Source organism: Streptomyces sp. NPDC058671 (assembly GCF_042716475.1).
Lineage (GTDB): Bacteria > Actinomycetota > Actinomycetes > Streptomycetales > Streptomycetaceae > Streptomyces.
Window position 1 is genome coordinate 212,506 of the sequence record NZ_JBHXSA010000004.1, and the last position, 25,637, is coordinate 238,142.

Consider the following 25,637-nt stretch of genomic DNA (forward strand, 5'->3'; position numbering starts at 1 on the left):
GACGAGGACGGCGTACGGCGGTGTCGGAGAGCCGGGTGGGGCTCCCGCGCGTGCGGGGCGCCCGGGAGCGGACCGGGCGCCTCGGCGCGGTGGGGAGAACGGGGCGGGTCACGCCCTCTCGTCGACCGGCTCCCCGATCGGCTGGGCGGGGAAGTCCTTCAGGCGTGGCACGGGCGAGAAGACGATCCACAGCATCGCGGTCAGGAAGGTGAAGGCCGTCGCGTACAGGGTGTTGCGCAGGCCGATCGCGTCGCCGAGGAGTCCGCCGGCCAGGGCGCCGAGCGGCAGCGGTCCCCACGCGATGAACCGGCAGCCCGCGTTCACCCGGCCGAGGAGGCGGTCGGGGGTGATCGCCTGGCGCAGGCTCACGACGTGGATGGTGGACATCGTGGAGCCGATGCCGCAGCAGGCGAAGGCCGTCACGTACATGGCGTACGACAGCGGTCCCGCCCCGGGGGCCAGCGGGATGAGGAGCGGGGCCGCGCAGCACAGCGCCAGTTCGGCGACGACCGCCCGGCCGAGGCCGAGTCGGTTCTTCAGCCAGGTCGCGGCGACCGCTCCCACCAGCGAGCCGATGGCGCCCACGCCGAGGACGAGGCCGATGGTGCCGGGGCTCATGCCCAGCTCCCTGGCCGCGTACAGCACGAAGACGGTCTGGAGGGACATCCAGCAGAAGTTGTAGGTGCCGGCCTCCAGGGCGATGGCCCGGATGGAGCCGTTGCGCAGCACCACGCGCAGCCCCTCGGCGATGCTCCGGGCGGTGGAGGTCTTCTCGGCGGGGACCTCCGGGGCGGGTTCCGGCTGCCGGATGGCGAGCAGGCTGGCCACGGAGACGGCGTACGAGAAGGCGTTGGCGAGCAGGGCGACCGGGGCCGTCAGCCAGCCGACGAGCAGACCGGCGAAGCCGGGTCCGCCGATCTGGGCGAGGGAGTTGCTGGCCTGGAGCTTGCTGTTGCCCTCCACCAGGTGCTCCCGCTTGATGAGCGAGGGCAGGTAGGACTGGTAGGAGACGTCGAACAGCACGGTCAGCACGCCGACGAGGAGCGCCGTCACGTACAGGTACTCGATCCTCAGCAGGTCCAGGTAGGCGCACAGCGGGACGCTTCCCACCAGCAGGCCCCGCCCGATGTTGCTCCAGATCATGAGGGGCTTGCGGCGCCGCCGGTCGACCCAGACCCCGATGAACAGGGTCGCCCCGAGGAAGGGGGCGAAGCCGGCCGCGTTGAGCAGCCCCAGCTGGGTCGACGACGCCTGGAACTGGTAGACCGCCGCCAGCGGGAGCGCCAGCTGGGTGATCTGGGCCCCCATCAGCGAGACCGACTCGCCGCCCCACAGCTTGAGGAACTCGCCGTCCCGCCACAGGCCGCCGGGGCGCCCGGCCTTCACGCCTCGCCTCCCGGCTCGTCGGTGACGTGGTAGCAGCAGCCGATCTGGGCTCCGTTGGACATGCTGACGATGCCGACCCGCGGGTCGGGCGTGCCGCGCACCAGCATGCCGGAGTAGGCGCCGCCGACCATGAGCACGCCGTAGGCGACGACCATGCGCTCGAAGCCGAGGCCGTCCTCGGTGAGGAAGCGTTCGGCGACGGGCAGCACCCGTTCCTGGACGACGAACGGTCCGCCGACCGCGCCCCTGATGTGTTTCTCCCACTCCTCCTGGGCGACGGACCAGCCCGGTATGACGCCGACCCCGCCGTACAGCAGGGTGGGCTTGAGCGCGAGGGAGTCCTTGTGCGCGAGGACGTACGGAAGCAGGTCGACGGTGTCGCCGGCATGGTGCACGGGCTCGTCACGCAGGAAGCGCGTCCAGGGCAGGATCCGTTCCACCAGGGCGAGTTCGTCGGCGGTGAAGGCGTCGCGGTTGCGCTCGTCGCTGAGCATGGCGAGGCTGCCCTTGTTGCCGTACAGCTCGCAGTCGAGGCCGGCGAACAGGAAGGTGTCCCCGGCGTGGACCGCGTCGAGCAGGGGGTCGACCAGGTCGCGGCTGCGCTGCTCGTCGGCCATCTCGCCGGGCAGGAAGATCCGGTACACCACGTCCACCTTGCGTCCGTGGACGTGGGGGACGCCGTCGCGGTAGTCGAACTCGGCGAGGCTGCACACGACGGCGTCGAAGCCGTGGCGGAGCCAGTCGGGGACGACGAAGTCCAGCCACGGCTTGGTGTAGGTGTATCCGTCGGGCCATTCGGTGAGGGCGAGGACCGGGCGTACGGGCAGTTCGAACCCCGCGTCGGCGGCCTCCGCGCGCAGCACGTCGGCGATCCGCCCGATGGGGTCGGGGTGGGTCAGGCGCTCCTGGTGGGCGAAGTCCTGGAACGCCCTGTTGCGGTCCGCCGGGCGGGAGAACTCGCCCATCTGCCAACCGCCGAGCGAGCTGCCGGTGTTGAGCTCCATCAGCTTGAAGCCGCCGGGCTCGCGGTACATGTCCGCGCGGGACATGGCGGGCATCCGGCGGCCCGCGCCCCGCATCACCAGGTCGACCTGGGTGTCGGTCATGCCGACGGCGCGGGCGAAGGCACGGCGGTCGCCGTCGAAGAGCCGGTCGGGGATGGTGGTCAGCAGCTCGAACAGACCGTTGAGGTCGGCTTCGAGCCGGACGCGGTGCGAGGAGTCCAGGAACACCGGCCGGTTGAGGGCCTTTCCGCCGCCCGCGCCGTAGCTGTTCCAGTCGTTGCGCAGCTCCGGGACGACCATGTGCGCCGTCTCCCGCTCCGTCGCCAGATAGCGCCGGGTGACCGGGTTCTCCAGGAGCGCCCCGAGGCCGTCGAGGGGGGACCCGCCGAGGATGGGCAGGATCTCCGCCTCCGCCCGGTCGAGCGCGGTGGTGAGGGCCGTCTCGTCGTCACCGGTCGCGATGACGGCGGCGGTCCGGGGGGTGAGCGCCTGCGGCGGCAGCAGCAGTGCGTCTCCCGGCGCGGCCAGCGGCACCACGTCGGTCACACCGGGGACCTCGTCCGCCCGTCCGAGGTCCAGGCGCTCCAGGACGCCGTCGTGCGGCGGGTACAGGAACCGCACCTCGGCGTAGCGGTCGTGCCGGGGGGTCAGGTCCGGGGTGCGGCCCGAGGCCAGCGCCGCGCCGGCGAGCGTGAGGTCGATGCCGCGGGCCAGGGTGCCGACGTACGGGATGAGGTCGCCGCCGAGCCGGCCGTTGAGCTCGATGAGGCGGCAGCCGGAGGGGGTCAGGCGGATCTCGGTGTGGGTGAGGCCCCGGTCGACGCCGAGGGCCCGGTGAGCCGCCCTGACGAGGGCGTCGACCTCGTCGGCCCACGGCTCGTGGCGCCAGGGGCCGACCAGGTGGCCGACCTCCTCGAAGGCCGGGTCGTAGCCGAGACGCTTGCGGGCGACGAACACCGGTTCCGCCTCGCCGTCGACGACGCAGCTGTCCACGCTGATCTCCGGCCCGGTCAGGTACTCCTCGACCAGGACGCCCCGCTCCGTGCGGATGCCGGGGAAGGTGGTGCCCGCCACCCGGGCGTAGGCGTCGGCCAGTTCGGACGCGGCACGCACCAGCGTCACCCCCATGCTCCCGGCGAGGGAGCGGGGCTTGAGGACGACCGGGTAGCCGATCTCGGCCGCGGCGGCGGACGCCTCCTCGGCGGTGTCCACGAGACGGTGCCGTACGCCGGGCAGGCCGGCCCGGTCCAGCAGGGTCCTGGTGGTGAACTTGTCCCGGCATGCCTCGGCGGCGGCGGCGGAGAGGTGCGGCAGCCCGAGCTGCTCGGCGACCCGGGCCGTGGCGATCAGCGAGAGTTCGTCCCAGGTGAACAGACCGGCCTTCGGGGAGCCGGCCCCGTCGGTCTGCGCCGCCTCCGCGCGCAGTTCCTCGACCGCCTCGCGCAGGGTCTCCGCCCGGGTGGTGTCGGCGATGCGGAAGGACGCGACGTAGGGCTTCTCCCAGGTGAGTTCCTGGGAGGTCACCAGCGAGATCTCGTACTCACGGGCCAGGGAGGCCATCGCGTACTCGCGGTAGGCCTTCAGTCGGCTGCCCACGACGACGAGTCGGGGTCGGCGCTCTTGCATCCGGGTTTCACACTTTCTGTCGTGGGGGGGGGTCAGCAGGGCCGGGGTCGGCAGCTCATGGCGAAGGACTCCGCGGTCTTGCGGATCGCCGCCTCCACCGAGCGGCTGGACGCTCCGCGGAAGCGGAACCGCGCGGCGACGTGTTCGTAGCCGCCCACGGCGGGCAGCACCTGGCCCGGCTCGGGCACCACCCGCGCGTACGGGCCGTCCTCGCCGTCTCCCGCGGCCCAGCTGACGGCCGTGACCTCGCACGGGGGCGGGACGGGGAGCGGCAACAGCAGCCAGCCGGCGGTCGTGTACCGGTCCGCGCCCGTCGTGTCCGGTACGGACGCCGCTGACGGAACGGACGGAGCGGCCGGCTCCCGGTCGACCGCGGGTACGGTCGGCGGGCGCCCCAGCTGGATGTCCGCGGCCGCGGACATCAGGTCGAGACCGTGCACCTCACGCCACACGAACGGGATCTCCCCTCCCCCGACCCGGGCCCCCGCCTCCAGGAAGACCGGCCGGGGCGAGCCGTCGGAGTCCCTGCCGAGGAACACCTCCAGGTGGAACACCCAGGGGCGTCCGTCGCCGAGCGCCTCGGCCGCCGCGGCGGTGAAGTCGGCCAGCGGTCCGAGGACTTCCGGATCGTCGACCTCGACCGACCCCAGGAAACGGCCCTTGGTGAACTCCTCGCAGTTGTTCACGTAGCGCGAGACGCGCCAGGCGCCGAGCGTGCCGCCGGTCCAGAGTCCGTCGACGTGCAGGACGGGATCGGCCACGAAGGACTGCACGATGCGCGGCTCGTGCCGGTCCGGCAGGAAGATCCCGGCGTGGGCGTCGAGTTCGTCCCCGGCGTGCAGCAGGAGCACGCCCCTGCTGGCCGTGCCGCGCCGTGGCTTGACCACCACCGGCCAGCCGTGGCGACCGGCGAAGGCCCGTACGTCCTCGGCGGTGTCGGCGGCGGCGTACTCCGGGACCCGTACACCCGCGGCGTCGACCAGGCGGACCATGGTCAGCTTGTCGCGGAAGCGCTCCAGCTCCGCCGGGGTCTGCCCCGGCAACCCGAAGGCGACGCGCAGCTCGGCCGCGGTGTCGAGGTCTCCCTCGTTGAGTGCGACCAGGCGGGTCACCGGGCCGAACCGCTCGATCAGCTCGCCGACCGCCGCCCGCGTCTCGACGGGGTCGTCGGTGGCGCGCACGGTCCGCACCGCCGCCGCCTCCTCGGGGACCGAGGACCGGCCGAGGTCCGTCGTGACGTAGGTGACCCGGAGGGCCCGGTGGTCGAGGTAGGCGGCGTACCGGGCGTGCCGGTCCCGCCAGCGGTGCAGGACCACCACGTGCCGCGGTCCCGTCCCGTCGCGTCCGCTCGTCCGCTCGCGTCCGTTCATCCGCGCGGCTCCTCTTCGGGCGCCGTGAGCCGGGCGTGGGCCACCATGATCTGCCCCAGCGCGATGCCCCCGTCGTTGGTGGGCACCTGCTGCTGGCAGTACGCGCGGAATCCGGCGCGCCGCAGCTCCACCAGACAGTTCACGAGCAGGAACTCGTTGAGGAAGACGCCGCCGGAGAGCACCACCTGCTCGAAGGCGTCCGCGCCCTCGGTCTCGTGGACGGCCCGGCAGCGGTCGACGACCATGTCGACGACACCCGAGTGGAAGCGCCTGCTGATCTCCGCGCGGTCCACGCCGTCGGCGAGGTCGCGGGCCAGGGCCCGCACCACGGGCCGGGGGTCGATCTCGACGGTCTCCGTCGTGGTGTCGAGCGCGAAGCGGTAGCGCAGGTCCGGGGCCGTCATGGAGAGGTCCCGGGCGAGGAGGCCCTCCAGCTCGATCGGCCCCTGCGCCTCGTACTCGGCGTGGGTGGTGACGTCGAGCAACGCGGCGACGCCGTCGAACAGCCGGCCCATGCTGGAGGCGAGGGGCGCGTTGATCCCGCGCCGGGCCATGGTGGCGAAGACGTGCAGCTGCTGCTCGTCCCACTGCCCGAGGACCGGGAAGGCGCTCACGGCGGCCTCCGGTTCGCCCAGCGCGTCCAGGGCCAGGGCGAAACCGGTCCTGACGGGTTCCTTCACCGCGCGGTCGCCGCCCAGCAGGGGGACGGTGCGCAGGTGCGCGACCCGGCGGGCCTCCCGGTAGCTCCCGAGGAGGAACTCGCCGCCCCAGGTGGTGCCGTCCGGGCCGTAGCCGGCCCCGTCGAACACGACGCCGAGGGTGGGGCCGGTCAGCCGGTTCTCGGCCATGCAGGAGGCCATGTGCGCGTGGTGGTGCTGCACCTGGACGACCCGGTCGTAGCCCGCGCCCTCCTCCTTCAGAGCCAGCCGGGTCGCCCGGAACTGCGGGTGCAGGTCGACGGCCGCGTTCTGCGGCGTCAGCGCGTGCAGCGCGGCCAGATGGCGTGCCGTCTGCTGGTGGGACTCCCAGGTCTCGTCGTTCTTCAGGTCCCCGATGTGCTGGCTCAGATAGACCCGGGTGCCCCGGGAGAGCGCGACGGTGGTCTTGAGCTCGGCGCCGAAGGCGACCATCGGGGCGAGCTCGACGCCGACCTCGACGGGGTAGGGGGCGTAGCCGCGGGCCCGGCGCAGGAAACTGACCAGGGGACCGTCGAGCTCCGGGTGGGCGGAGCACCGTACGAGCGAGTCGTCGACCCTGGTCTCGATGGCGCGGTCGTTGTACAGGATCAGGTCCGCGATGGCGAAGAGGTGCTCCAGCGCGTCCTCGTCGCGGTACGCGATCGGGTACCCGGAGATGTTTCCGCTGGTCATGACCAGCGTGTCCAGCCCCTCCTCGGCCAGCAGCAGATGGTGCTGGGGCGCCGAGGGCAGCATCACGCCGATGTTCGGGTTGCGGGGTGCGATCGCCTCGGGCAGCCCACCCCGCTTCTTGCGGACGAGCACGATGGGCCGCGAGGACGAGGCGAGCAGCTCCGCCTCGGCCGGTCCGATCTCGGCGAAGCCCGCCGCGGTCTCCAGGTCGCGGGCCATGACGGCGAACGGCTTGGAGTCGCGGCGCTTGCCGGCCCTCAGGCCGCGTACGGCCGCCTCGTCGCGGGCGTCCACCGCCAGGTGGAAGCCGCCGACGCTCTTGACGGCGACGATCCTCCCCTCGCGCAGCGCCGCCACCGCGGCCGCCAGCGCCTCCTCGCCCTTCAGGGTGTGCCCCGCCGCGTCGGCCGACAGGAGCCGGGGGCCGCAGTCCCGGCAGGCGTTGGGCTGGGCGTGGTAGCGCCGGTCGAGCGGGTCGCCGTACTCGGCCGCGCAGGCGGCGCACATGGTGAAGTCCGCCATGGTGGTCTGCGCCCGGTCGTACGGCAGGGCCTGCACGATCGAGTAACGCGGTCCGCAGTTGGTGCAGTTGATGAAGGGGTAGCGGTACCTGCGGTCCGCCGGGTCCCGCAGTTCGGCGAGGCAGTCCGCGCACACGTGACCGTCGGCGGGGACGATGGTGTTCTTGCTGCCCGTGTGGACGCTGGTCCGGATGACGAACCCGGTCGGCGGGTCGGCCGGCACGGGCAGTTCCTCGACGTGGACTCCGGTGACCCGCGCCTGCGGCGGCGCGTGGTCGGTGAGTTCGGCGAGGAAGGCCTCCACGACGGCGAGGGGGCCGGTGACCTCGGTGAGCACGCCCTCGGGGTCGTTGAGGACCCATCCCGTCAGACCGTGCGCGAGTGCCGCCTTGTAGACGAAGGGGCGGTATCCGACGCCCTGGACCACTCCGGTGACGCGGGCGAGGCGGCGTACGGGCTTCGCGCCGGGGTCTCCGGCGGTCCCGCTCGCGGCGGTGGCGGAGTCACCCCGTGGAGGGCCTCCGCGCACCTCCTGTTCGGTGGCGGTCATGGGTCAGCAGAGCCGCGGGAGTTCGGCGCCGAGCAGTTCCTCGACCACGGAGTCGCGGCCTTCGGCGTCCCGCATCAGGACGAGTGCGCCGTCCTGCTCGGTGACCTCGCCGATGGCGACGGCGCCGGTTCCGTAGGTGTGGGCGCGCAGGGCGTCCAGGACCTTCTGCTCCGCGGAGGGGTCGACGAACAGGCAGACGCATCCCTCGTTCGCCGAGTGGATCGGGTCGATGCCCAGCATGTCCGTGGCCATGAGGGTCTCGAACTGGATCGGCAGCGCGTCCTTCTCGATGCGGATGGTGTGGTCGACCGCCTCCGCGTACTCGTGCAGGACCGCGGCGAGGCCTCCGCGGGTGACGTCGCGCACGGAGCGCACGTCGCCCTCGTCGACGGCGGTGAACAGCGCGTCGAGCATGCCGTTGATCGGGGCGCAGTCGCTCAGGACCCGCTGCTCGAATCCCAGTCCCTCACGGATGGAGAGCAGGTGCACGGTGTGGTTGCCGATCGGGCCGCTGAGGATCACCCGGTCGCCCGGCCTGACGTTGCGCATCCTCAGCGGGGTCCGCTCGAACACCCCCACCCCTGCGGTGTTGAGGTAGATCTGGTCCGCTTCGCCCTTGCGGACGACCTTGGTGTCGCCGCAGACGATCTGGACGCCGGCCTCGCGCGCGGTCTCCCGGATCGAGGTCAGGACCTGCACGAGGCGGGCGATCGGCAGGCCCGTCTCCAGGATCATGCCCAGGGTGAGGTAGAGCGGCCTGGAGCCCACCACCGCGAGGTCGTTGACGGTTCCGCAGACCGCGATCTTGCCGATGTCCCCGTTGCCGAAGAAGGGCGGGTCGACGACGAACGAGTCGGTGGTCATGGCTATCTGCCCGGTGGTGATGGGCAGCATCGCGCTGTCCTCCATCTCGCCGATGTAGACATCGCCGAGAGTCTCCACGATCAGTGCGAGCAGTTCGTGGCTGAGCTGGGTGCCACTGCCGTGGTCCAGGACGACTTCACCGAGTTCGGTGGCCGGGGTGGTCATCGGGTTTCCCTTCGGGGCGTAGGGGGTGGGGTGTGTCCGCGCGGTGGAAGGGAGGTGTTACGGGAGGATCTTGACGACCTTGCGGGGCAGTTCGCCCTCGCTGTCCAGCGTGGCGAGGATCTCCTCGGAGTCCGCGACGGTGGCGCAGTAGCCGCTGAGCCACTCGAGGGACCGGTCGCGGGCCTCGGGGTCGCCGGACACCACGCAGTCGGAGGGGACCCAGATGTTGTAGCCGCGGAAGAAGGCGTCGGCGGCGGTCGTCTGGACGCAGATCTGCGTCTGCAGGCCGGTGACGAGGACGGTGTCCACGCCGTCCTTCTGCAGCAGGTCGTGCAGCTCCGTCTCGTAGAAACCGCTGTCCTTGTTCTTCTCGACGACGGCGTCGGAGGGGTCGAGGAAGTCCCGGAGGATGGCCGCGCCCTCGCTGCCGCGCTGCAGCGGCAGGGTTCCGTCGAAGTCCCGCTCCACGTTGGGGTCGTCGGGCAGGTTCACCAGCTGGAGGTGGTAGATGCCGTGGCCCCGACGGCGCATCTCCTCCAGGAAGTTGACGAAGCGGGGCTGCGCCTCGGCCATGGCGGCGGTCCGCTCGGGCGTCTTGTGGACGACGTCGTGCTGCAGGTCGTTGGTGAGTACAGCGATCTTGCCCATGCGATTCCCTCGTGTGGTTCGGAGCACGACTGAGCGCTGCCGGCGCGCCCCCGGGTGACGGAGGGCAGGCTGGCGCAGTCGATGAGTGCTGCTGGAGAATGGGGGGTGACGCTCTTCCAAGAGCGTTCGGGACACTGCTGGTTGAGAGGGGCGGCCCTTCCCGGCGCAAAGTGTGGTCGGTCACGTGCGACCCGAGGCGGAGTGTCGGAGATCCTCAGGCGGGCCGAGATTTGCACACCCTCCATGAACCCGTCAACAACGCCACGCACTTGGGGATTCTGTGAAGCTTTCGCGAGCGCCCCGATGTCGGCGTCACGCCGACGGATGAGGGCCGGATTCCGGGCCGGGCACCCGCGCGCACGGAGGGTCGCGAGGGCATCGCCCGTCGCCACCAAGGGGCTTGACCTGCGGGCCTGTGCCGCGTGATGATCTCGATCGGTTCGGCGTGCGTCGTGTCCGACCCCCGTCCTCGCACCGCTCTTCCGCGCACTCGCCCAGGGGAAGCCCCCACCTACCACCGGAAAGCGTGTCCACGCTTGTCACCTGTTCCGAGCGAGTCGCCGCTCACGATCGCCTCAGCCCCTGACCCGGTGTCGGCGCTCCGTGGCTCCGCCAGGCTTCCGAGAACGATCGAGGGGCCGTTCCGGATCTCTCCGGAACGGCCCCTGATCCGCGACGTCGGCGGGTCTCAACCGGTGTTCGGGTGGAGGGTGGCCTCACCGGTCAGACGGATGCCGACCCTCCGGCCGAGGCCGACGCCGAGCGGGCCGGGGGCGCGGACGTCGACCGTCCGGTCCAGTCCGTCCACGGCGACGGTGACCATGGCGTCGTGACCGAAGAAACGCACGTCGGTGACGACACCTCCGGTCACGGCACCTCCGGTGCCGAGGCCTTCGGTGCCGGCGGTGTCCGGCTCGGCGAGCCGGAGCTGCTCGGGCCGCAGGAGCACGAGACCCTCGCGCAGGCCCTCCGGGGCGGCGGCGAGGCGGACACGTCCGAGCGCGGTGGTGGCCGTGCCCTTGTCGGCCGTTCCGGGTACGAGCACGGCGTCCCCGACGAACGAGGCCAGCCAGGGGTCGACGGGCCGGTGGTAGAGGTCCTCCGGGGTGGCGCACTGGGCGACGCGCCCCTCGCGGAGGACGGCGACGAGGTCGGCCGTGGAGAGCGCCTCCTGCTGGTCGTGGGTGACGAGCAGGCCGGTCGCGCCGCTCTCCCGCAGCACGGCACGGACCTCCGCCCGTACGGCTCCGCGTAGCCCGCTGTCGAGCGCGCTGAACGGCTCGTCGAGCAGCACGAGATGGGGCCGCGGGGCGAGCGCGCGGGCGAGGGCCACGCGCTGCTGCTGGCCGCCGGAGAGCTCGTGCGGCATGCGGTCGCCGTAGCCGGGCAGCCCCACCAGGTCCAGCATCTCCCCCCCCCGGGCGCGCCGGGTCGTCCGGTCGCGGTCCGTGATGCCGAAGGCGATGTTGCGGGCCACGCTCAGGTGCGGGAAGAGCGCGCCCTCCTGGGGCACGATCCCGATGCGCCGCCGCTCGGGCGGCAGGTGGACTCCGGGGCCGCCGAGGAGCCGGCCGGCCACGGTCACGGTGCCGGCGTCGGCCTTGAGGAAGCCGGCGATCACCCGCAGCAGGGTGGTCTTGCCGCAGCCGGAGGGGCCGAGGACGGCGGCGAGGGCGCCTCCGGGAACGGTGAGGTCGAGGCCGTCGAGGACGGGCCCCGCCCCGCCGCCGTACGCCTTGACGACCCCGCTGACCTGAAGGTCGTTCATGTCCTGGTCGCTCATGTGCGGTGCCTTCCGAGGAGGTACGAGGGGACGGCGGCCAGCAGGATCAGCGCGGCGGCGTAGGGCGCGGCCGCCGCGAACGATCCGGTGCCGGTCTCGGTCCACAGCCGGGTCGCGAGCGTGTCCATGCCGGTGGGGCGCAGGAGCAGCGTGGCGGGCAGTTCCTTCATGCAGACCACGAAGGTCAGGGCGGCGCCGGCGGCGACACCGGGTGCGGCCAGCGGCAGCGTCACCTCGCGCAGTACGCCGAGGGGGGTGCGGCCGAGGGAGCGGGCGATGTCGTCCAGGACGGGCGGCGCCTGGAGGACGGCGGCGCGGGTGGCGGCGACCGCGACGGGCAGGAACAGCACCGCGTAGGCGCAGATGAGGAGCGGGGTCTCCTGGTAGAGGGGGCGGGCGTAGCGGACGGCGAAGAAGACCAGGGCGAGTGCGACGGTGATGCCCGGCACGGCGTGGCCCGCGTAGGCGGCCTGTTCGAGGAGGTGGGCGAGCCGGCCGCGGTGGCGGGCGGCGATGACGCCCACCGGCAGCGCGAGCAGGGTGGTCAGGGCGGCGCCTCCGGCGGCGACGCCCAGCGTGGTGAGGGCGGTGGTCGTCAGTGTGGCGGGGTCCCAGGTCGCGGAGGTGCCGACGGCCAGCCAGTACCCGAGGGTGGCGAGGGGGAAGACGACGGCGAGGGCCACGACGGCGCCGCACCAGCTCAGGGCGAGGGTCCGGAGCCGTCCGAGGGCGACGGGGACGGCCCGTCGGGCGGTGCCGGTGCCGGTGCGGGCGTAGTCGGCGCGGCCGCGGGTGCGTGTCTCGGCGGCCACGAGCAGCACCGTCATCAGGACCAGGACGGCGCTCAGCGCGGCGGCCGGGGTGCGGTCGAAGCTGGCCCGGTAGGAGGTGTAGATGCCCCGGGTGAAGGTGTCGTACCGCATGAGGGAGACGGCACCGAAGTCGGAGAGCACGTACAGGGCGACGAGGAGTCCGCCGCCGGCCGCGGCGGGCCGCAGCTGGGGCAGGGTGACCCGCAGGAAGGTACGGAGGGGGCCGTGGCCGAGGGAGCGCGCCACCTCCTCGTGCCCCGGGTCGGTGCCGCGCAGCGCGGCGGCGACCGGCAGGTACACGTACGGGAAGCTCACCAGGGTGAGCGCGAGGGCGGAGCCGGTGAACCCGGCCAGCGAGGGCGCGGCGGACAGCCAGGCGAAGGCGGTGACGTAACTCGGCACGGCCAGCGGCAGGGTGACGAGCACGGACCAGGCGCGGGCGCCGGGGAGCGCGGTGCGGACCGTGAGCCAGGCGAGCGGGACCCCGATCAGCAGGCAGGCGGCGACGACCGTGGCGGTCAGGCCGAGGCTGCGCAGGAGGAGTTCGCCGGTGCGGCCGTCGGCGACGACGTCCCAGGCGTAGGCGGGGCCGCGTTCGAGGGCACGGACGGCGAGGTAGCCGAGCGGCAGGACGGCGAGGGCCGCGGCGAGGGCGGCGGGCACGATCAGTATCCAGGAGGGCCGGGAACCGGCACGCCTCCGCCCGGCGGGTGCGGGGGCACCTGCCGGGCGGAGGACGTCACCGGGCCGGACGGGGGTGTCCGGTGACGTCATGTCAGACGAGCCCGACGTCCTGGAGCATGGCCAGGGTCTGCTTGAGGGAGTCGAGCCTGCCGAGGTCGATCTTCGGCGGCTGCAGGGTCTCCAGCGGCGGCACGCCGTCGGCCGTCCTCACTCCGGCGGCCAGCGGGTACTCCTTGGTCTCCTGCGCGAAGTACTCCTGGGACTCGGCGGAGAGGAGGTAGTCGACGGCCTTCCGCGCGAACGCGGCCTGCTTCTCGTCCGCGCCCTTGAGGACGCCGACGCCGGCGACGTTGACCAGGCCGCCCGGGTCGCCCTTGGGCAGGTAGTGGATCCGGGCCTTGAGCTTGTCCTCGCCCTTCTCGGCCGCCTGCTCGTACCAGTAGTAGTGGTTGAGCAGGCCGAGGGAGACCTCGCCCCGGTCGACGGCCTCGAGCACCTTGAGGTTGTTCTCGTACGCCTTGGGCTCGTTGGCCTTGAGGCCCGTGAGCCAGGTGCGGGCGGCGGCGTCGCCCTCGAGGACGCGCATGCCGGTGACGAACGCCTGGAAGGAGGCGTTGGTCGGGACGAAGCCGATCCTGCCCTTCCACTCCGGCTTCACCAGCTCGTGGACGCTGTTCGGCGGGGTGGGGACCTGGGCCGGGTCGTAGCCGAGGACGCGCACGCGGCCGCTGACGCCGGTCCAGTCGCCGGCCGAACCGCGGTAGGCCCGTGCGACCTTGTCCAGGGTCGCCTGCGGGAGCGGCGCGAGGCGCTGCTCCTTGGAGAGCGCGCCGAGCGCGCCCGCGTCCTGGGAGAGGAAGAGTCCGGCCTCGGTCTTGTCGCCCTCCTCCAGGAGCTGCGCGGACAGCTCGGCGCTGTCGCCGTAGCGGACCTCGACGGTGGTGCCGAGGTGCTTCTCCAGCTTGTTGATGAGCGGCTTCACGAGGTTCTCGTTGCGCCCGGAGTAGATGACGAGCCCCGCGGGGTCGTCGCTTCCGCAGCCGGCGAGCGGCAGGAGCAGGGCGGCCGCGGCGAGCGCGGTCAGGGTGCGGGCCAAGGGGCGGCGCATACGGGTGAGGCCTTCCTGCCGTCAGCTGTCAAAGAAACCTGTGAATACGGCATTAATAAGGTAAAGCTTACCTAAGGGTCAAGTCAGGATTCGGTAACGGCGGGGACGCGAATCGACATCCGGAGCCCCCTCCCCCTCTTCCGATAAGGACAGGCTTACCTACGATTCGCCCGTGACGCTCCTCCCCGCCCCGCCCGTCGGCGGCCACGCCCTCCCGCTCGCCCGCGGCCTCGCGCACCACGGCGACCGCACCGCCCTGGTGACCGCCGAGGGCGAGGTCTCGTACCGCGAGCTGTCCGAGCGGGTCGAGGAGACGGCACGGCGCCTCGGCACCCGTCGCCGACTGGTCCTGCTGCCCGGCGCCAACACCGTCGGCGCGCTCGTCGTCCACCTGGCCGCGCTGTCGGCCGGCCACCCGGTGCTGCTCGTGCCCGGCGACCACCCGGAGGCGGTGGCCGCGCTCACCGCCGCGTACGACCCGGACGTCGTGGTCCACCAGGAGGACGGCGACGCGTGGCGGATCGAGGAGCGGCGCACCGTCTCCGCACACACCCTCCACCCGGACCTGGCGCTCCTGCTCAGCACCTCGGGCTCCACCGGCTCCCCCAAGCTCGTGCGGCTCTCGCACGAGAACCTCCAGGCCAACGCCGAGTCGATCGCCACGTACCTCGGCGTCCGCGACACCGACCGGGCCGCGACCACCCTGCCGATGCACTACTGCTACGGCCTGTCCGTGATCCACAGCCACCTGCTCCGGGGAGCCGGACTCGTCCTGACCGGCCTCTCCGTGGCCGACGCCTGCTTCTGGGACCTCTTCCGCACCGCCGGGGGCACGTCGCTGGCCGGGGTCCCGTACACCTTCGACCTCCTCGACCGCGTCGGCTTCGCCGAGATGGACCTCCCGGACCTGCGGTACCTGACCCAGGCGGGCGGGCGCCTCGCGCCCGAACGGGTCGCGTCGTACGCCGAGCTGGGCGCGCGACGCGGCTGGGACCTCTTCGTCATGTACGGCCAGACCGAGGCGACCGCACGCATGGCGTACCTGCCGCCCGCCCTGGCCACCGAGCACCCCCGCGCGATCGGGGTCCCCGTCCCCGGCGGCTCGTTCCACCTGGAGCCCGTGGAGGAAGCCCCCGGGGCCGGCGAGGTGGGGGAACTCGTCTACACGGGCCCGAACGTCATGCTCGGTTACGCCCACACCCCCGAGGACCTCGCCCTCGGCCGTACCGTCGACGTCCTGCGCACCGGCGACCTGGCCCGCCGCACCGAGCGCGGCCTGTACGAGATCGTCGGCCGGCGCAGCCGCTTCCTGAAGATCCTCGGCCTGCGCATCGACCCCCAGCAGATCGAGGCCATGCTCGAACGACACGGTCTGGACGCCCTGTGCGCGGGCGACGACGAGGGCCTCGCCCTCGCCGTCGCCCGCGCGACCGGGTGGGACGAACGCCGGATCCGTGGACGCGTGGTGGACGAGTGCGGTCTGCCCGCCCGCGCCGTCCGGGTCCACCTGCTGCCCGAACTCCCCCGCCTGGCCACGGGCAAGCCCGACTACCAGGCCGTACGCGCTCTGGACCGCCCGGCCGACGTGCCCCCGCCCGGCGGGGACGGAACCCCGGAGGACCTGTGCGCGCTCTACGCGCGGATCCTGGACCGCCCGGACGTGACGCCCGACAGCTCCTTCGTCTCCCTCGGCGGCGACTCCCTCTCGTACGTCGAGATGTCGCTCCACCTCGAACAGCGCCTGGGCCACCTGCCGCACGGCTGGCACACGACCCCGATCCGCGAGCTGGGCCGGGACGCCAGAGCCGACCGGGGCGGGCGCCCGTGGAGACGGACGGTCGAGACCACGGTCGTCCTGCGCGCGATCGCCATCCTGTGCGTCGTCGGCTCACACATCCGGCTCTTCGAGATCCGCGGCGGAGCCCATCTGCTGCTCGCCGTCGCCGGCTTCAACTTCGCCCGCTTCCTGCTCACCTCGGCAGGGCGCCGGGAGCGGGTGCGCCGCACGGCACGCAGCATCGCGCGCATCGCCGTCCCCACCATGGCGTGGACCGCGTTCGCGCTCCTCATCAGCGACGACTACGACCTGTCCAACCTCCTGCTCCTCCACAACGCGCTGTGGCCCGAGGACATGGGCCCCGGCCTCCACCTCTGGTTCGTCGAAGCACTCGTCTACATCCTGCTCGTCCTCCTGGGCCTCCTCGCCCTCCCTCCGGTCCACCGCCTGGAGCGCCGCTTCCCGTACGGGCTGCCGCTCGCCCTGGCCGCGCTGGGTCTCCTCACCCGCTACGAGCTGGTGGGCCTGCCCGCCCGCGCCCAGATAACCGACGCGGTCACGGTCTTCTGGCTCTTCGCCCTCGGCTGGGCGACCGCGCGGTCCCGCACCCTGCCGCAGCGTCTCCTGGTGACGACCGCCGCCCTTGCCACGATCCCCGGGTTCTTCCCCGGCGAGCCGCGCCGTGAGCTGTTCGTCATGGCGGGCTTCGTCCTCCTGATCTGGTTCCCCACCCTGCCGAGCAGCCGCCGGCTCAACCGGCTCGCCGGTCTGCTCGCCGGCAGCTCGCTCGCCATCTACCTGACGCACTGGCAGGTCTACCCGGTCTTCGACGACCTCTCGAAGCACCTGGCGTTCGTCGTCTCCCTGGCCTTCGGGGTCGGCTACGCGACGGCCGTCACCTGGCTCGTCCAGCGGCTGTCGGTGGTGCGCCCGGTGAAGGGGAGGGAACGCTTCGACGGGCAGGCCCGTCCCGACAGACACGAGGAACCTCGATGAGCGACGACCCCTGGAACACGATCCGCGCCCTCGCCGCGCACTTCGCCCGGCTCGACTCCACCCGCGGCCTGACGCCGGAGGAGCAGTGGACCCTGCAGGTCCTGAAGATCACCGAGGAGGTCGGTGAAGCCGCCCAGGCCGTCATCGGCGCCCGGGCGACGAACCCCCGGAAGGGACTCAGCCACACCTGGGACCACGTGCAGGAGGAAGTCGCCGACTGCGTCATCACCGGGATGGTCACCCTGGCCCGGATGCGCCCCGACGACGCCGCGGACTTCTTCGCCGCCGTCCTCGCGGAGAAGGCCGCGAAGTTCCTGCCGGCGTCCGACTGAGCGCGCGGGGGCGCCGGCCCGGACGCACCTGGCGGGCCGGAGGACCGGACGCCCCGCGGGGAACGCCGTTTCCCGTGGTTCCGTCAGAACGCGAAGACCGCGCCGTCCGCCGTGCGGGCCCGCAGTTCGCACGGGTTGCCGTAGGTCGCCGACCAGGTGACGCGCCGGCCCTGCCAGACGCCGTCACCGGTGATCGTGACCGGGTTCCACTCGCGCGTACAGGGGTTGCCGTCCCCTAAGCCCGTCAGGCTCGTGAAGTCACCGTCCGCAGCCTCCAGTTCCGCGCAGGCCTCTTCCGGCGCGGGGTGGCTGCCGGACGGGGTCGGGGCGCAGGTCAGGGTGACCGCGCGGGTGACGGAGGCGGTCGCCGGGTCTTCGCCCTCGCCGATGGTGAGGACGAGCGCCGACGGAGCGTAGAGGCTCGCGGGCGCCGCCTGGGCGGTGCCGGTGAAGGCGCTTCCGATGAGCGCGAGACCGGTCGCGGTGGCGAACGCGGTGGCACCGAGGGTGTGGAAGTAGCGCACGGGGGTGTCCCTTCGTGGGGTGACGGGGTGATGCGGGCCGATCGGCCGCACCCCGGAGTCTTGTCGAGGCGATGGGTGATCGCACACGCGGTCGCACCTTTCCGGCCGCGACGCCCGACGGGCCCCTACCGACTGGTCGTTCGGCCAGTTGGGAGGCGGTGCTCCGGTACTCCGCAACGCCCTCCGGGGCGGGGACGCGCCGGACCGTCCAAGCTCGAACGATCCGCTGACCTGCGTCGTCGTGGAAAAGGTTCCGGATTGGACCGTCTGCACCCACTCATGGTCGTCCGGAACCCAGGGCCCCGGTTCGGTCCGGCCCGGCCCCGGCCCCGGTTCGGTCGTGCGTGCCGCCCCTGACGCGGGCGCGGCCGCGAGGCCTCGGTTACCTGTGCGTAACGCATAGGCGGAAGGTGACAGCGGTGACTGTCGGGGTCCGTGGGGGTCATGACAACGTCGTCCTTGTCACCGACCGGAGGGAGTGCGTTGTGAACAAGGGGTACGCGGTCTTCTGCGACGCCGACCGGCACTTCTACGACGCCCCCCACCGTCTGGTCTTCGCCGACGGAGCGGGCGACTCCCTCTATCCGGCCGCCACGCTCCCCGTACCCGAGGGCTGGACCCGCAACCGGACCGGCGACTGGCTCGCCCTGCGTCCCCTGGGCAGCGTCCTCCCGGCGCAGGGCTGGAAGATCCACGTCTCGGCCGGTCTCGACAACGCGGAGACGGTCCTCGCCACGGTTCACGACTACTGCCTGGGTCATGACGTGGCGTTCAAGTTCGTGCCGAGCCGCTACCTGCTGCACCAGCGCAACGCCAAGTACGCGGACCGCGCGGGAAGCGGCAAGTTCATCACGGTGTACCCGGCCGACGACGAGCAGTGCGAGCGGGTGGCCACCGACCTGGCGGGCCTGCTCGACGGCGAACCCGGCCCGTACATCCTCAGCGACCTGCGGTGGGGCCGGGGGCCCGTGCACCTGCGGTACGGCAGCTTCGTCCGCCGCCACTGCTACGACGAGCACGGGGAGCTGCGGCCGGCCGTCGAGGACGGCTCGGGCGCCCTCGTACCCGACCGACGCGGTCCCGTCTTCAGCGTGCCCGAGTGGGTGACACCGCCCGCCTTCCTGCGCCCGCACCTCGACGCGAGGGCCGCGGTGACCGTCCAGGACATGCCGTACGAGATCGAGAAGGCCCTGCACTTCTCCAACGGCGGCGGGGTGTACGAGGCTCGGCACCGGCAGACCGGCAGACGGGTCGTGCTGAAGGAGGCGCGTCCGTACGCCGGGCTGGCCGCCGACGGAGCCGACGCGGTCACGCGCCTGCACCGCGAACGCAGCGCGCTGGAGCGGCTCGCGGGGCTGGCGTGCACTCCGGAGGTCCTCGACGGCTTCACCATCGGGGACCATCACTTCCTGGTCCTCGAATTCGTGGAGGGCAAGCCGCTCAACACCTTCTTCGCCCGCAGGCATCCGCTGATGGAGGCCGATCCGCCGGCGGAACGGCTCGCCGAGTACACGGAGTGGGCCCTGCGCGTGCACGGGCTCGTCGAACAGGCCGTGACCGCGGTGCACGCACGCGGGATCGTCTTCAACGACCTGCACCTCTTCAACATCATGCTGTCCGAGGACGAGTCCTCGGTGGTGCTGCTGGACTTCGAGGCCGCGCAGCCGGCCGCGGAGGGCGGCCGCCAGATCGTCGCCAACCCGGCCTTCGTCGCACCCGCCGACCGGCGCGGCGTGGACGTGGACCGCTACGCCCTCGCGTGCCTGCGGATCGCCCTGTTCGTCCCGCTCACCAGCCTGCTCGCCGTGGACCGGGCCAAGGCCGCCCACCTGGCGCAGGTGGCTGCGGCGCAGTTCCCGGTGCCGGCGGAATTCCTGGACGAGGCGGTACGGGAGATCACCCGCGATCCGTCCGGACCCCCGCCACCCGACGGCGCACCCGCGTCCGTCACACCAGTGTCCGGCGCACCCGCGTCCGGCAGGCCCCCGGGCCGCGCCCGGTTCCTGCCCGAGGAACCCGGGAACTGGCCGCACAGCCGCGATTCGATGGTCGCCGCGATCCTGGCGTCGGCGACGCCCGACCGGGAGGATCGTTTCTTCCCCGGCGACATCGCGCAGTTCGCCACCGCCGGCGGCGGCCGGTCCTTCGGCTACGGCACCGCGGGAATCCTCCACGCCCTCCAGGAGAGCGGCGCCGAGCGATGTCCGGCGGCGGAGGCCGGACTCCTCCGGCACGCCAAGGAGCCGGAGTCCGGCACCCCGCTCGGCTTCTACGACGGGCTGACCGGCATCGCCTGGACCCTCCAGCGGCTCGGCCACACGGCCTCCGCCCTCGAACTGGCCGAACTCGTCCTCGCCGAGGACCATGACGCCCTCGCCCCCGACCTGCACGGCGGAACGGCCGGCATCGGCCTGGCCCTGGACGCCCTGGCCACCGCCACCGGCGAGACGGGCCTGCACGACGCGGCCCTGCGGTGCGCGGAGTTGACGGCCCGCCCGCCGGCCGCGCCCTCCCGGGCCACGGGGGCGGCGCCGGGCCGGACACGGACCGGGCTGCTGCACGGCGGGGCCGGCCGCGCGCTGCTGTTCGTACGGCTCTACGAACGCACCCGGGACACCGCCCTTCTCGACCTCGCCGCCGAAGCGCTCCACGACGACCTCTCCCGCTGTGTGCGCGGAATCTCCGGCACCCTCCAGGTGGACGAGGGCTGGCGCACGATGCCGTACCTCGGCGCCGGCAGCGTGGGCATCGGCATGGTGATCGACGACTTCCTCCTCCACCGCCGCGACGATGCCCTCGACCGGGCCCGTCACGAGATCGTGCGGGCGGCGCAGGCCACCTTCTACGCCCAGCCGGGACTCTTCCGCGGCGCCGCCGGGATGGTGCTCCACCTCGCCCGCACGAACGCCGGCGGACCCGGCACGACGCCCGCCGACGTACGCCGCCAGATCGGCTGCCTGACCTGGCACGCGATGTCCTACCGCGGCCATCTCGCCTTCCCCGGCGAACAGATGATGCGGCTCTCCATGGACCTTTCCACCGGCACCGCGGGCGTCCTGCTGGCCCTCGCGGCGGCGCTGGGCGACCGCCCGGCCCACCTGCCGTTCCTCCCGCCGCTTCCGCGGCCCCAGAACCGGCCCCGTACCGGGGTCGTCCATGCACCACCGTCCCCACACGAAAGGAAACGATCATGAACCTGTTCGACCTGCAGTCCCTGGAGACCCCCAAGGACGAGGCCATCGGCGACGTCGAGACCGGCAGCCGCGCGAGCCTTCTGCTCTGCGGCGACAGCAGCCTCAGCGTGACGACCTGTAACTGACCCGGTCCGGCTCCGCGCACGGCCGCCGTTCAGGCCGGCGCGGAGCCCCGGTGCCCCTGGAGCGTGTCTCCCGGGGCACCGGCCGTCGGGGGCCGATCGCGGGCGACCCGGCGGCGAGGCCACACCCGCCAGGAGAAAGGGATCGGATGGCCCCGCCGACCGGTTCCGACCGACTGCTGCGCGGCGCCGTACGGCACACCGCGGGCACCACGGTCGCGCTGTTCGCCTGCTCGGTCGCCGGTGCGGCCTGCTCGCTCGCCGTCCCCGCCACGGCCGGCAGGACCCTCGACCTGCTGTTGCACCAACGCCCCGGCGCCGGAACCTGGTTGCTGTGCGTGGCCGTGCTGCTCACCGCCGAGGTCCTGCTGGAGACCGCTTCGGTCCTCCTGACCCAGCTCACCAACGCCCGCGCCACCGCCTGGATCCGCACCCGCGCGCTGACCGGGCTGCTCCGCACCGCCCCCCACCGCGCCTCGGCCCACTCGGGCGGCGACGTCGCCGCCCGGCTGTGTGTCAACGCCTCGGACAGCGGCACCGCACCGGCGGCCCTCGCGACCTTCGTGTCCTCCGTACTCGCCCCGGCGGGCGCCCTCGTGGCGCTCGCCCTCATCGACCTCCGGCTCGCCCTCGTGTTCGTCGCCGGCCTGCCCCTGCTCCTGCTGCTGCTGCGCGCGTTCGCGCACCAGTCGTCCGACACCGTCGGCCGCTACCAGCAGGCGCAGGGCGCCGTCGCCGCCCGGCTGGCCGAGGCGCTGCGAGGCGCGCGTACCATCGCCGCCGCCGACACGGTGCGCCGCGAGGAGGAGCGCGTCCTCGCACCCCTGGAGGACATGGCACGGCACGGCACGCGCATGTGGCTCGTCCACGGCCGTGCCGTGGCCCGTAGCGGGGTCCTGCTCCCGCTGCTCACCACGGCCGTCGTGGCGGTGGCGGGGACCGGGCTGGCCTCGGGGGAACTCAGCGTCGGCGCACTGCTGGCCGCCTCCCGGTACGCCGCCCTCGCCGCCGGCATCGGGGGCATCGCGGCACCGCTCGGCACACTGGTCCGGGCCCGCAGCGCCGGACGCCGTACCGCCGAACTGGCCGACCTCCCGGCGATGCCGCACGGCTCCGCCGTCCTGCCGGCCGACGGGACCGGCGGCCTGGAGCTGAGGGGAGTCGGGGTGGTGCGCGACGGCGTCCCGCTGCTCACGGACGTGACGCTCACGGTCGACGGCGGATCGACGGTCGCCGTCGTGGGCCGTTCGGGCGCCGGCAAGTCCACCCTGGCCGCCGTCGCCGGCCGGTTGACGGACCCCGACGCGGGACGCGTCCTCCTCGACGGTGTCGACCTGGCCGAACTGCCCCGCGCCGCACTGCGCGGAGCGACCGCCTACGCCTTCGCCCGGCCCGTCCTCGACGGCGGCCCCGCCGCCACGGTCGGCTCCGCCGTCGCCGCCGGGATCGGCCCCGGCCGGGGCCCCGCCACGGCCGCCGAGATCGTGCGGGCGGCGACGGCCGCCGGCGCCGACACCTTCATCCGTCTCCTGCCGCGCGGATACGACACTCCGCTGGACGAAGCGCCGTTCTCCGGCGGCGAGAGCCAACGCCTGGGCCTGGCACGGGCGTTCATCGGGGCGGGGCGCCTGATGATCCTCGACGACGCGATGTCGAGCCTCGACACGGCCACCGAGCGACAGGTGGAGCTCGCCCTCTCCACCTTGCCGCGTCCGTGCACCAAGCTGATCGTGGCCCACCGGGTGTCCACCGCGGCCCGCGCGGACCGGGTCGTCTGGCTGGAGGCGGGCCGGGTACGACGGTACGCACCGCACCACCGGCTGTGGGAGGACCCGGACTACCGCGCCGTGTTCCGGGCCGAGGCGCCGACGCCCGCCGATGGAGCGTTTCCGGGTGCCGCGACGGAGGCCACGGCGGCATCGGCCCCGCATCCGCCGTCGAAGCCCACGGCGGTACCGGCGCCCGCGGCCCGGCCGTCCCGTTCCGCCGGCCACCCCGCCCCCGAAGTCCTCGGCGCGGGCGAATGACGACGGAGGAGAAGACGGGCCCAGCGGCCCGGGACACCCGGACGGCCCTCCGCTCTTCAGGGCCGGCCGCGGGCGAACCCACCACCACCCGGCGTCTCCTGGCACAGGCGAAGGTGTTCCTCGGCCGCCGTAAGGGCGTCCTGCTCAGACTGGCCGCGTGGTCGGCCGCCGAGTCCACGCAGACGTTCCTCGGCGGCTACTGCGTGGCCCGGTCCCTGGACGACGGCTTCCTGCGCGGCGCCCCCGCGGCCGGGTTGCTCTGGCTGGCCGGCGCCGCCGTGGCCATCCTCCTCGGCGCTCCGGTCGTCCGCGGGGTCTTCGCCCAACTGGCGCACCTCACCGAACCCTTGCGCGACCACCTCGTACGGCGGTCGGTGGCGCACGCGCTGCGCCGCGCCACCGCCGAACGCGGCTCCGTGGACACGACCGCGGTGTCCCGGCTGACCAGCCAGACCGAGATCGCCCGGGACAGCTTCGCCGGACTGGTGCTCGCCGCCCGCTCGTTCGTCTTCGTCGCCGCGGGAGCCCTCGTCGGCCTGATGTCCCTCGCGCCGCAGTTCCTCCTCGTCGTCCTCCCGCCGCTCGTGCTGGGCCTCGCCCTGTTCACCGCCTCGCTGCGGCCCATGGCCAAGGCCCAGCACCGCTACCTCGACGCGGACGAGGCCGTCGGACGACGCGCCGAGATCACCTGCTCCGCCCTGCGCGACACCGTCGCCTGCGGCGCCCAGGAACCGACCGCCGCGCACAACCGCCACGCGATCGATGAGGCCGCCGCCGCCCAGCGGGCCATGGCCCGCTGGGCGGCGGTGCGCACGCTCTCCGTGGCGACGGCGGGCCAGTTGCCGGTGCTCCTGCTGCTCGCCGCGACCCCGTGGCTGCGTCGTCAGGGCGTCACGACGGGCGCCCTGGTGGGCGCGCTCACCTATGTCCTCCAGGCGCTGCTCCCCGCCCTGCAGACGCTGATGACGGTCCTGGGCGCCGCCGGAGCACGCCTCTTCGTCATCCTCGACCGGCTCACCCGGCCGCTGCCCGCGCCCGTCCCTCCCGCGGCCCCCCACGGCGCACGCTCCCGTACCGGCCGGGCGACGGCGGCCCTTGAGCTGAGCCGGGTCCGGGCCGCGTACGGGCCCGGCACCCGCGCCGTCCTCGACGATCTGGAACTGACCGTCGAGGACGGGGAGCACCTCGCCGTCGTCGGCCCGAGCGGCATCGGCAAGTCGACCCTGCTGCAGGTCGCGGCGGGACTGCTGGCGCCCGACCAGGGCGACGTACGCCTCTCCGGCCGCCCCGTCGGACAGTGCACCCCGCCGGAACTGGCGGCGCTGCGCGTGCTGATCCCGCAGGAGGCCTACGTCTTCACGGGCACCCTGCGCGACAACCTCCGGTACCTACGGCCCGACGCAGGCCGGTCCGACGTCGACGAGGCCGTCCGCGTCCTGGCCCTCGAACCGCTCGTCGCACGTCTCGGAGGTCTCGACCGGCCGCTCACCCCGGAGGCCCTGTCCCTCGGCGAGCGCCAGCTGATAGCCCTGGGGCGCACCCACCTCTCCCCCGCCCCGCTGCTGCTGCTCGACGAGGCGACCTGCCACCTGGATCCCGTCGCGGAGGCCACGGCCGAGCACGCCCTGCGCGCCCGGCCCGGGACCCTGGTCGTGGTGGCCCACCGGCTGTCGTCCGCCCTGCGCGCGGACCGCGTCCTCGTCCTCGACGGCACCCGGGCCCAGTACGGCACCCACGAGGCCCTCCTCGCGCGCTCGGCGCTCTACCGCGACCTGGTGGGGCACTGGAACGACGTCCCGCGGTGACCGGAGGGCGTCACGCGACGGCGGTCAGGTCCATCCGGCGCCCTGGGCGATCCGGATGGCGTCCACCCGGTTCCGCGCGCCCACCTTGCGGATGACGCTCGCCATGTAGTTGCGGACGGTGCCTCGGGACAGATACAGCGCCGCGGCGATCTCGGCGACCGGTGCCCCCTTGGCCGCCAGCGAGAGAACCGCCAGCTCACGCCGGGTCAGGGGCATCTCCGCGGCCTGGAGGAACCCGAGAGCGAGCGTGTCGTCGATGAAGCGCTCGCCCGCGGCGACACACCGCACCGCCTCCAGTAATCGGCTCTTCGAACCGTTCTTGTCGACGAATCCCGTCGCGCCCGCCGCGTAGGCCCGGCGCAGTACGCCAGGCCGCTGCGCGGGGATCAGCGCCAACAGCGGCGAACCACCCGGCGCGGCCGACGTCGCCGATGCCGACGCGGTCGGGGACGCGGCCTCGGTGGGCGGCAGACATTCGGCATCGGCGACGTACACGTCCGGCGCCGTCGTCTCCTGCGTCCGACCCAACGGCCAGTTCGGCAGCGAGGACACCACCGAGCACCCGCCCGATCGCAGCAGGTCCACGAGCGCAGCACGCAGGAGCTGTGCTTCGTAGACCACCGTCACTCTGAGCATTCCCACCCCTTCGGTCCTCCGTCATGCCATGGGGGCCTGACGTGAGCAGCCACCCCACCCCTCTGCCCCTGCCACGGGAGAGAGAACGCGGCAGCGGGCGCACAGGGGGCGCACGACGGCGCGCTCGGGCCGGATCCATTCCCTCGTTCCGACCGATCCGCAGGTTGCCGGGCTGCGCCACCGAACGGAGCACATAAGGAATGTCCAGATCACATGCTCGCCGTCGACCGCCCCACGCGCGTCGACCCCCGACCGGTGCCTGAGCTCCCGGGTCGGGTCGTCGACCGCGAAGACCGCTCCGGTCCGGCCCACCCGGACTGATTGTCGGGCAAC

17 protein-coding genes are annotated in these 25,637 nt (G+C 73.2%); 6 read left to right on the forward strand and 11 right to left on the reverse strand.

The genetic code is table 11. The features are described from left to right. Positions 1-108 precede the first annotated feature (108 nt). From ACFWV2_RS07355 to ACFWV2_RS07395, 9 genes are all read right to left on the reverse strand, one after another. Positions 109-1,386, reverse strand: a complete 1,278-nt coding sequence (locus tag ACFWV2_RS07355) for an MFS transporter (protein ID WP_384403022.1) — start codon at positions 1,384-1,386, stop codon at positions 109-111. Then, positions 1,383-4,016, reverse strand: a complete 2,634-nt coding sequence (locus tag ACFWV2_RS07360; protein ID WP_384403025.1) for an ATP-grasp domain-containing protein — start codon at positions 4,014-4,016, stop codon at positions 1,383-1,385. The genes ACFWV2_RS07355 and ACFWV2_RS07360 overlap by 4 nt, the downstream gene beginning before the upstream one ends. 32 nt (positions 4,017-4,048) lie before the next feature. After that, positions 4,049-5,386, reverse strand: coding sequence for an acetyl-CoA carboxylase biotin carboxylase subunit family protein (locus ACFWV2_RS07365; protein ID WP_384403028.1), 1,338 nt, complete (start codon positions 5,384-5,386; stop codon positions 4,049-4,051). Then, positions 5,383-7,827, reverse strand: a complete 2,445-nt coding sequence (gene hypF, locus ACFWV2_RS07370; protein ID WP_384403031.1) for a carbamoyltransferase HypF — start codon at positions 7,825-7,827, stop codon at positions 5,383-5,385. Before hypF ends, ACFWV2_RS07365 begins: the two co-directional genes overlap by 4 nt. 3 nt (positions 7,828-7,830) lie before the next feature. Then, positions 7,831-8,856: a hydrogenase expression/formation protein HypE gene (hypE, locus tag ACFWV2_RS07375; protein WP_384403034.1), complete on the reverse strand. Its 1,026-nt coding sequence runs from the start codon at positions 8,854-8,856 to the stop codon at positions 7,831-7,833. A 57-nt stretch (positions 8,857-8,913) separates the two neighbouring features. Further along, complete coding sequence (locus ACFWV2_RS07380; protein ID WP_384403037.1) at positions 8,914-9,504, reverse strand: cysteine hydrolase; 591 nt, start codon at positions 9,502-9,504, stop codon at positions 8,914-8,916. A 688-nt stretch (positions 9,505-10,192) separates the two neighbouring features. Next, complete coding sequence (locus tag ACFWV2_RS07385) at positions 10,193-11,272, reverse strand: ABC transporter ATP-binding protein (protein WP_384403283.1); 1,080 nt, start codon at positions 11,270-11,272, stop codon at positions 10,193-10,195. 11 nt (positions 11,273-11,283) lie between these two features. Further along, positions 11,284-12,873 (reverse strand): ABC transporter permease, encoded by a 1,590-nt coding sequence (locus ACFWV2_RS07390; RefSeq protein ID WP_384403040.1) that lies wholly within the window; start codon positions 12,871-12,873, stop codon positions 11,284-11,286. A gap of 1 nt (position 12,874) precedes the next feature. After that, positions 12,875-13,891 carry an iron ABC transporter substrate-binding protein gene (locus ACFWV2_RS07395; protein ID WP_384403043.1) on the reverse strand — a complete coding sequence of 339 codons (1,017 nt, stop codon included), beginning with the start codon at positions 13,889-13,891 and terminating at the stop codon, positions 12,875-12,877. Between the two features lie 172 nt (positions 13,892-14,063). On the opposite strand from ACFWV2_RS07395, the gene ACFWV2_RS07400 reads away from it, so the two are divergent. Both ACFWV2_RS07400 and ACFWV2_RS07405 read left to right on the forward strand, forming a co-directional pair. Beyond that, complete coding sequence (locus ACFWV2_RS07400; protein WP_384403046.1) at positions 14,064-16,664, forward strand: AMP-binding protein; 2,601 nt, start codon at positions 14,064-14,066, stop codon at positions 16,662-16,664. Next, positions 16,661-16,996, forward strand: a complete 336-nt coding sequence (locus ACFWV2_RS07405) for a MazG-like family protein (protein ID WP_384403049.1) — start codon at positions 16,661-16,663, stop codon at positions 16,994-16,996. The genes ACFWV2_RS07400 and ACFWV2_RS07405 overlap by 4 nt, the downstream gene beginning before the upstream one ends. A gap of 83 nt (positions 16,997-17,079) precedes the next feature. On the opposite strand, the gene ACFWV2_RS07410 is transcribed toward ACFWV2_RS07405, so the two are convergent. Continuing rightward, on the reverse strand, positions 17,080-17,520 hold the full coding sequence (locus ACFWV2_RS07410; RefSeq protein ID WP_384403052.1) for an SSI family serine proteinase inhibitor: 441 nt from the start codon (positions 17,518-17,520) through the stop codon (positions 17,080-17,082). A gap of 485 nt (positions 17,521-18,005) precedes the next feature. Between ACFWV2_RS07410 and lanKC the strand changes: the two genes are divergently transcribed. The 4 genes from lanKC to ACFWV2_RS07430 all read left to right on the forward strand — a co-directional run bounded on the left by lanKC (position 18,006) and on the right by ACFWV2_RS07430 (position 24,668). Continuing rightward, positions 18,006-20,714 (forward strand): class III lanthionine synthetase LanKC, encoded by a 2,709-nt coding sequence (lanKC, locus tag ACFWV2_RS07415; RefSeq protein WP_384403055.1) that lies wholly within the window; start codon positions 18,006-18,008, stop codon positions 20,712-20,714. After that, a complete protein-coding gene (locus tag ACFWV2_RS07420; RefSeq protein WP_015037662.1) occupies positions 20,711-20,839 on the forward strand; it encodes a SapB/AmfS family lanthipeptide in 129 nt (42 codons plus the stop codon). The genes lanKC and ACFWV2_RS07420 overlap by 4 nt, the downstream gene beginning before the upstream one ends. Positions 20,840-20,985: 146 nt before the next feature. Beyond that, positions 20,986-22,863, forward strand: a complete 1,878-nt coding sequence (locus ACFWV2_RS07425) for an ABC transporter ATP-binding protein (protein WP_384403058.1) — start codon at positions 20,986-20,988, stop codon at positions 22,861-22,863. After that, a complete protein-coding gene (locus ACFWV2_RS07430; protein WP_384403061.1) occupies positions 22,860-24,668 on the forward strand; it encodes an ATP-binding cassette domain-containing protein in 1,809 nt (602 codons plus the stop codon). The genes ACFWV2_RS07425 and ACFWV2_RS07430 overlap by 4 nt, the downstream gene beginning before the upstream one ends. A gap of 24 nt (positions 24,669-24,692) precedes the next feature. Here ACFWV2_RS07430 and ACFWV2_RS07435 read toward each other — a convergent pair whose 3' ends face one another. After that, the gene (locus ACFWV2_RS07435) at positions 24,693-25,304 is read right to left on the reverse strand and encodes a DNA-binding response regulator (RefSeq protein WP_384403064.1); all 612 of its coding nucleotides are present in this window, start codon (positions 25,302-25,304) and stop codon (positions 24,693-24,695) included. Between the last annotated feature and the right edge of the window lie 333 nt (positions 25,305-25,637).

Bases quoted from the DNA above. Each gene is read 5' to 3' on its own strand.
- ACFWV2_RS07360 (WP_384403025.1), bottom strand. From the start codon at position 4,016: ATGCAAGAGCGCCGACCCCGACTCGTCGTCGTGGGCAGCCGACTGAAG.
- ACFWV2_RS07365 (WP_384403028.1), bottom strand. From the start codon at position 5,386: ATGAACGGACGCGAGCGGACGAGCGGACGCGACGGGACGGGACCGCGG.
- hypF (WP_384403031.1), bottom strand. From the start codon at position 7,827: ATGACCGCCACCGAACAGGAGGTGCGCGGAGGCCCTCCACGGGGTGAC.
- hypE (WP_384403034.1), bottom strand. From the start codon at position 8,856: ATGACCACCCCGGCCACCGAACTCGGTGAAGTCGTCCTGGACCACGGC.
- ACFWV2_RS07380 (WP_384403037.1), bottom strand. From the start codon at position 9,504: ATGGGCAAGATCGCTGTACTCACCAACGACCTGCAGCACGACGTCGTC.
- ACFWV2_RS07385 (WP_384403283.1), bottom strand. From the start codon at position 11,272: ATGAACGACCTTCAGGTCAGCGGGGTCGTCAAGGCGTACGGCGGCGGG.
- ACFWV2_RS07390 (WP_384403040.1), bottom strand. From the start codon at position 12,873: ATGACGTCACCGGACACCCCCGTCCGGCCCGGTGACGTCCTCCGCCCG.
- ACFWV2_RS07395 (WP_384403043.1), bottom strand. From the start codon at position 13,891: ATGCGCCGCCCCTTGGCCCGCACCCTGACCGCGCTCGCCGCGGCCGCC.
- ACFWV2_RS07405 (WP_384403049.1), top strand. From the start codon at position 16,661: ATGAGCGACGACCCCTGGAACACGATCCGCGCCCTCGCCGCGCACTTC.
- ACFWV2_RS07420 (WP_015037662.1), top strand. From the start codon at position 20,711: ATGAACCTGTTCGACCTGCAGTCCCTGGAGACCCCCAAGGACGAGGCC.
- ACFWV2_RS07425 (WP_384403058.1), top strand. From the start codon at position 20,986: ATGGCCCCGCCGACCGGTTCCGACCGACTGCTGCGCGGCGCCGTACGG.
- ACFWV2_RS07430 (WP_384403061.1), top strand. From the start codon at position 22,860: ATGACGACGGAGGAGAAGACGGGCCCAGCGGCCCGGGACACCCGGACG.
- ACFWV2_RS07435 (WP_384403064.1), bottom strand. From the start codon at position 25,304: ATGCTCAGAGTGACGGTGGTCTACGAAGCACAGCTCCTGCGTGCTGCG.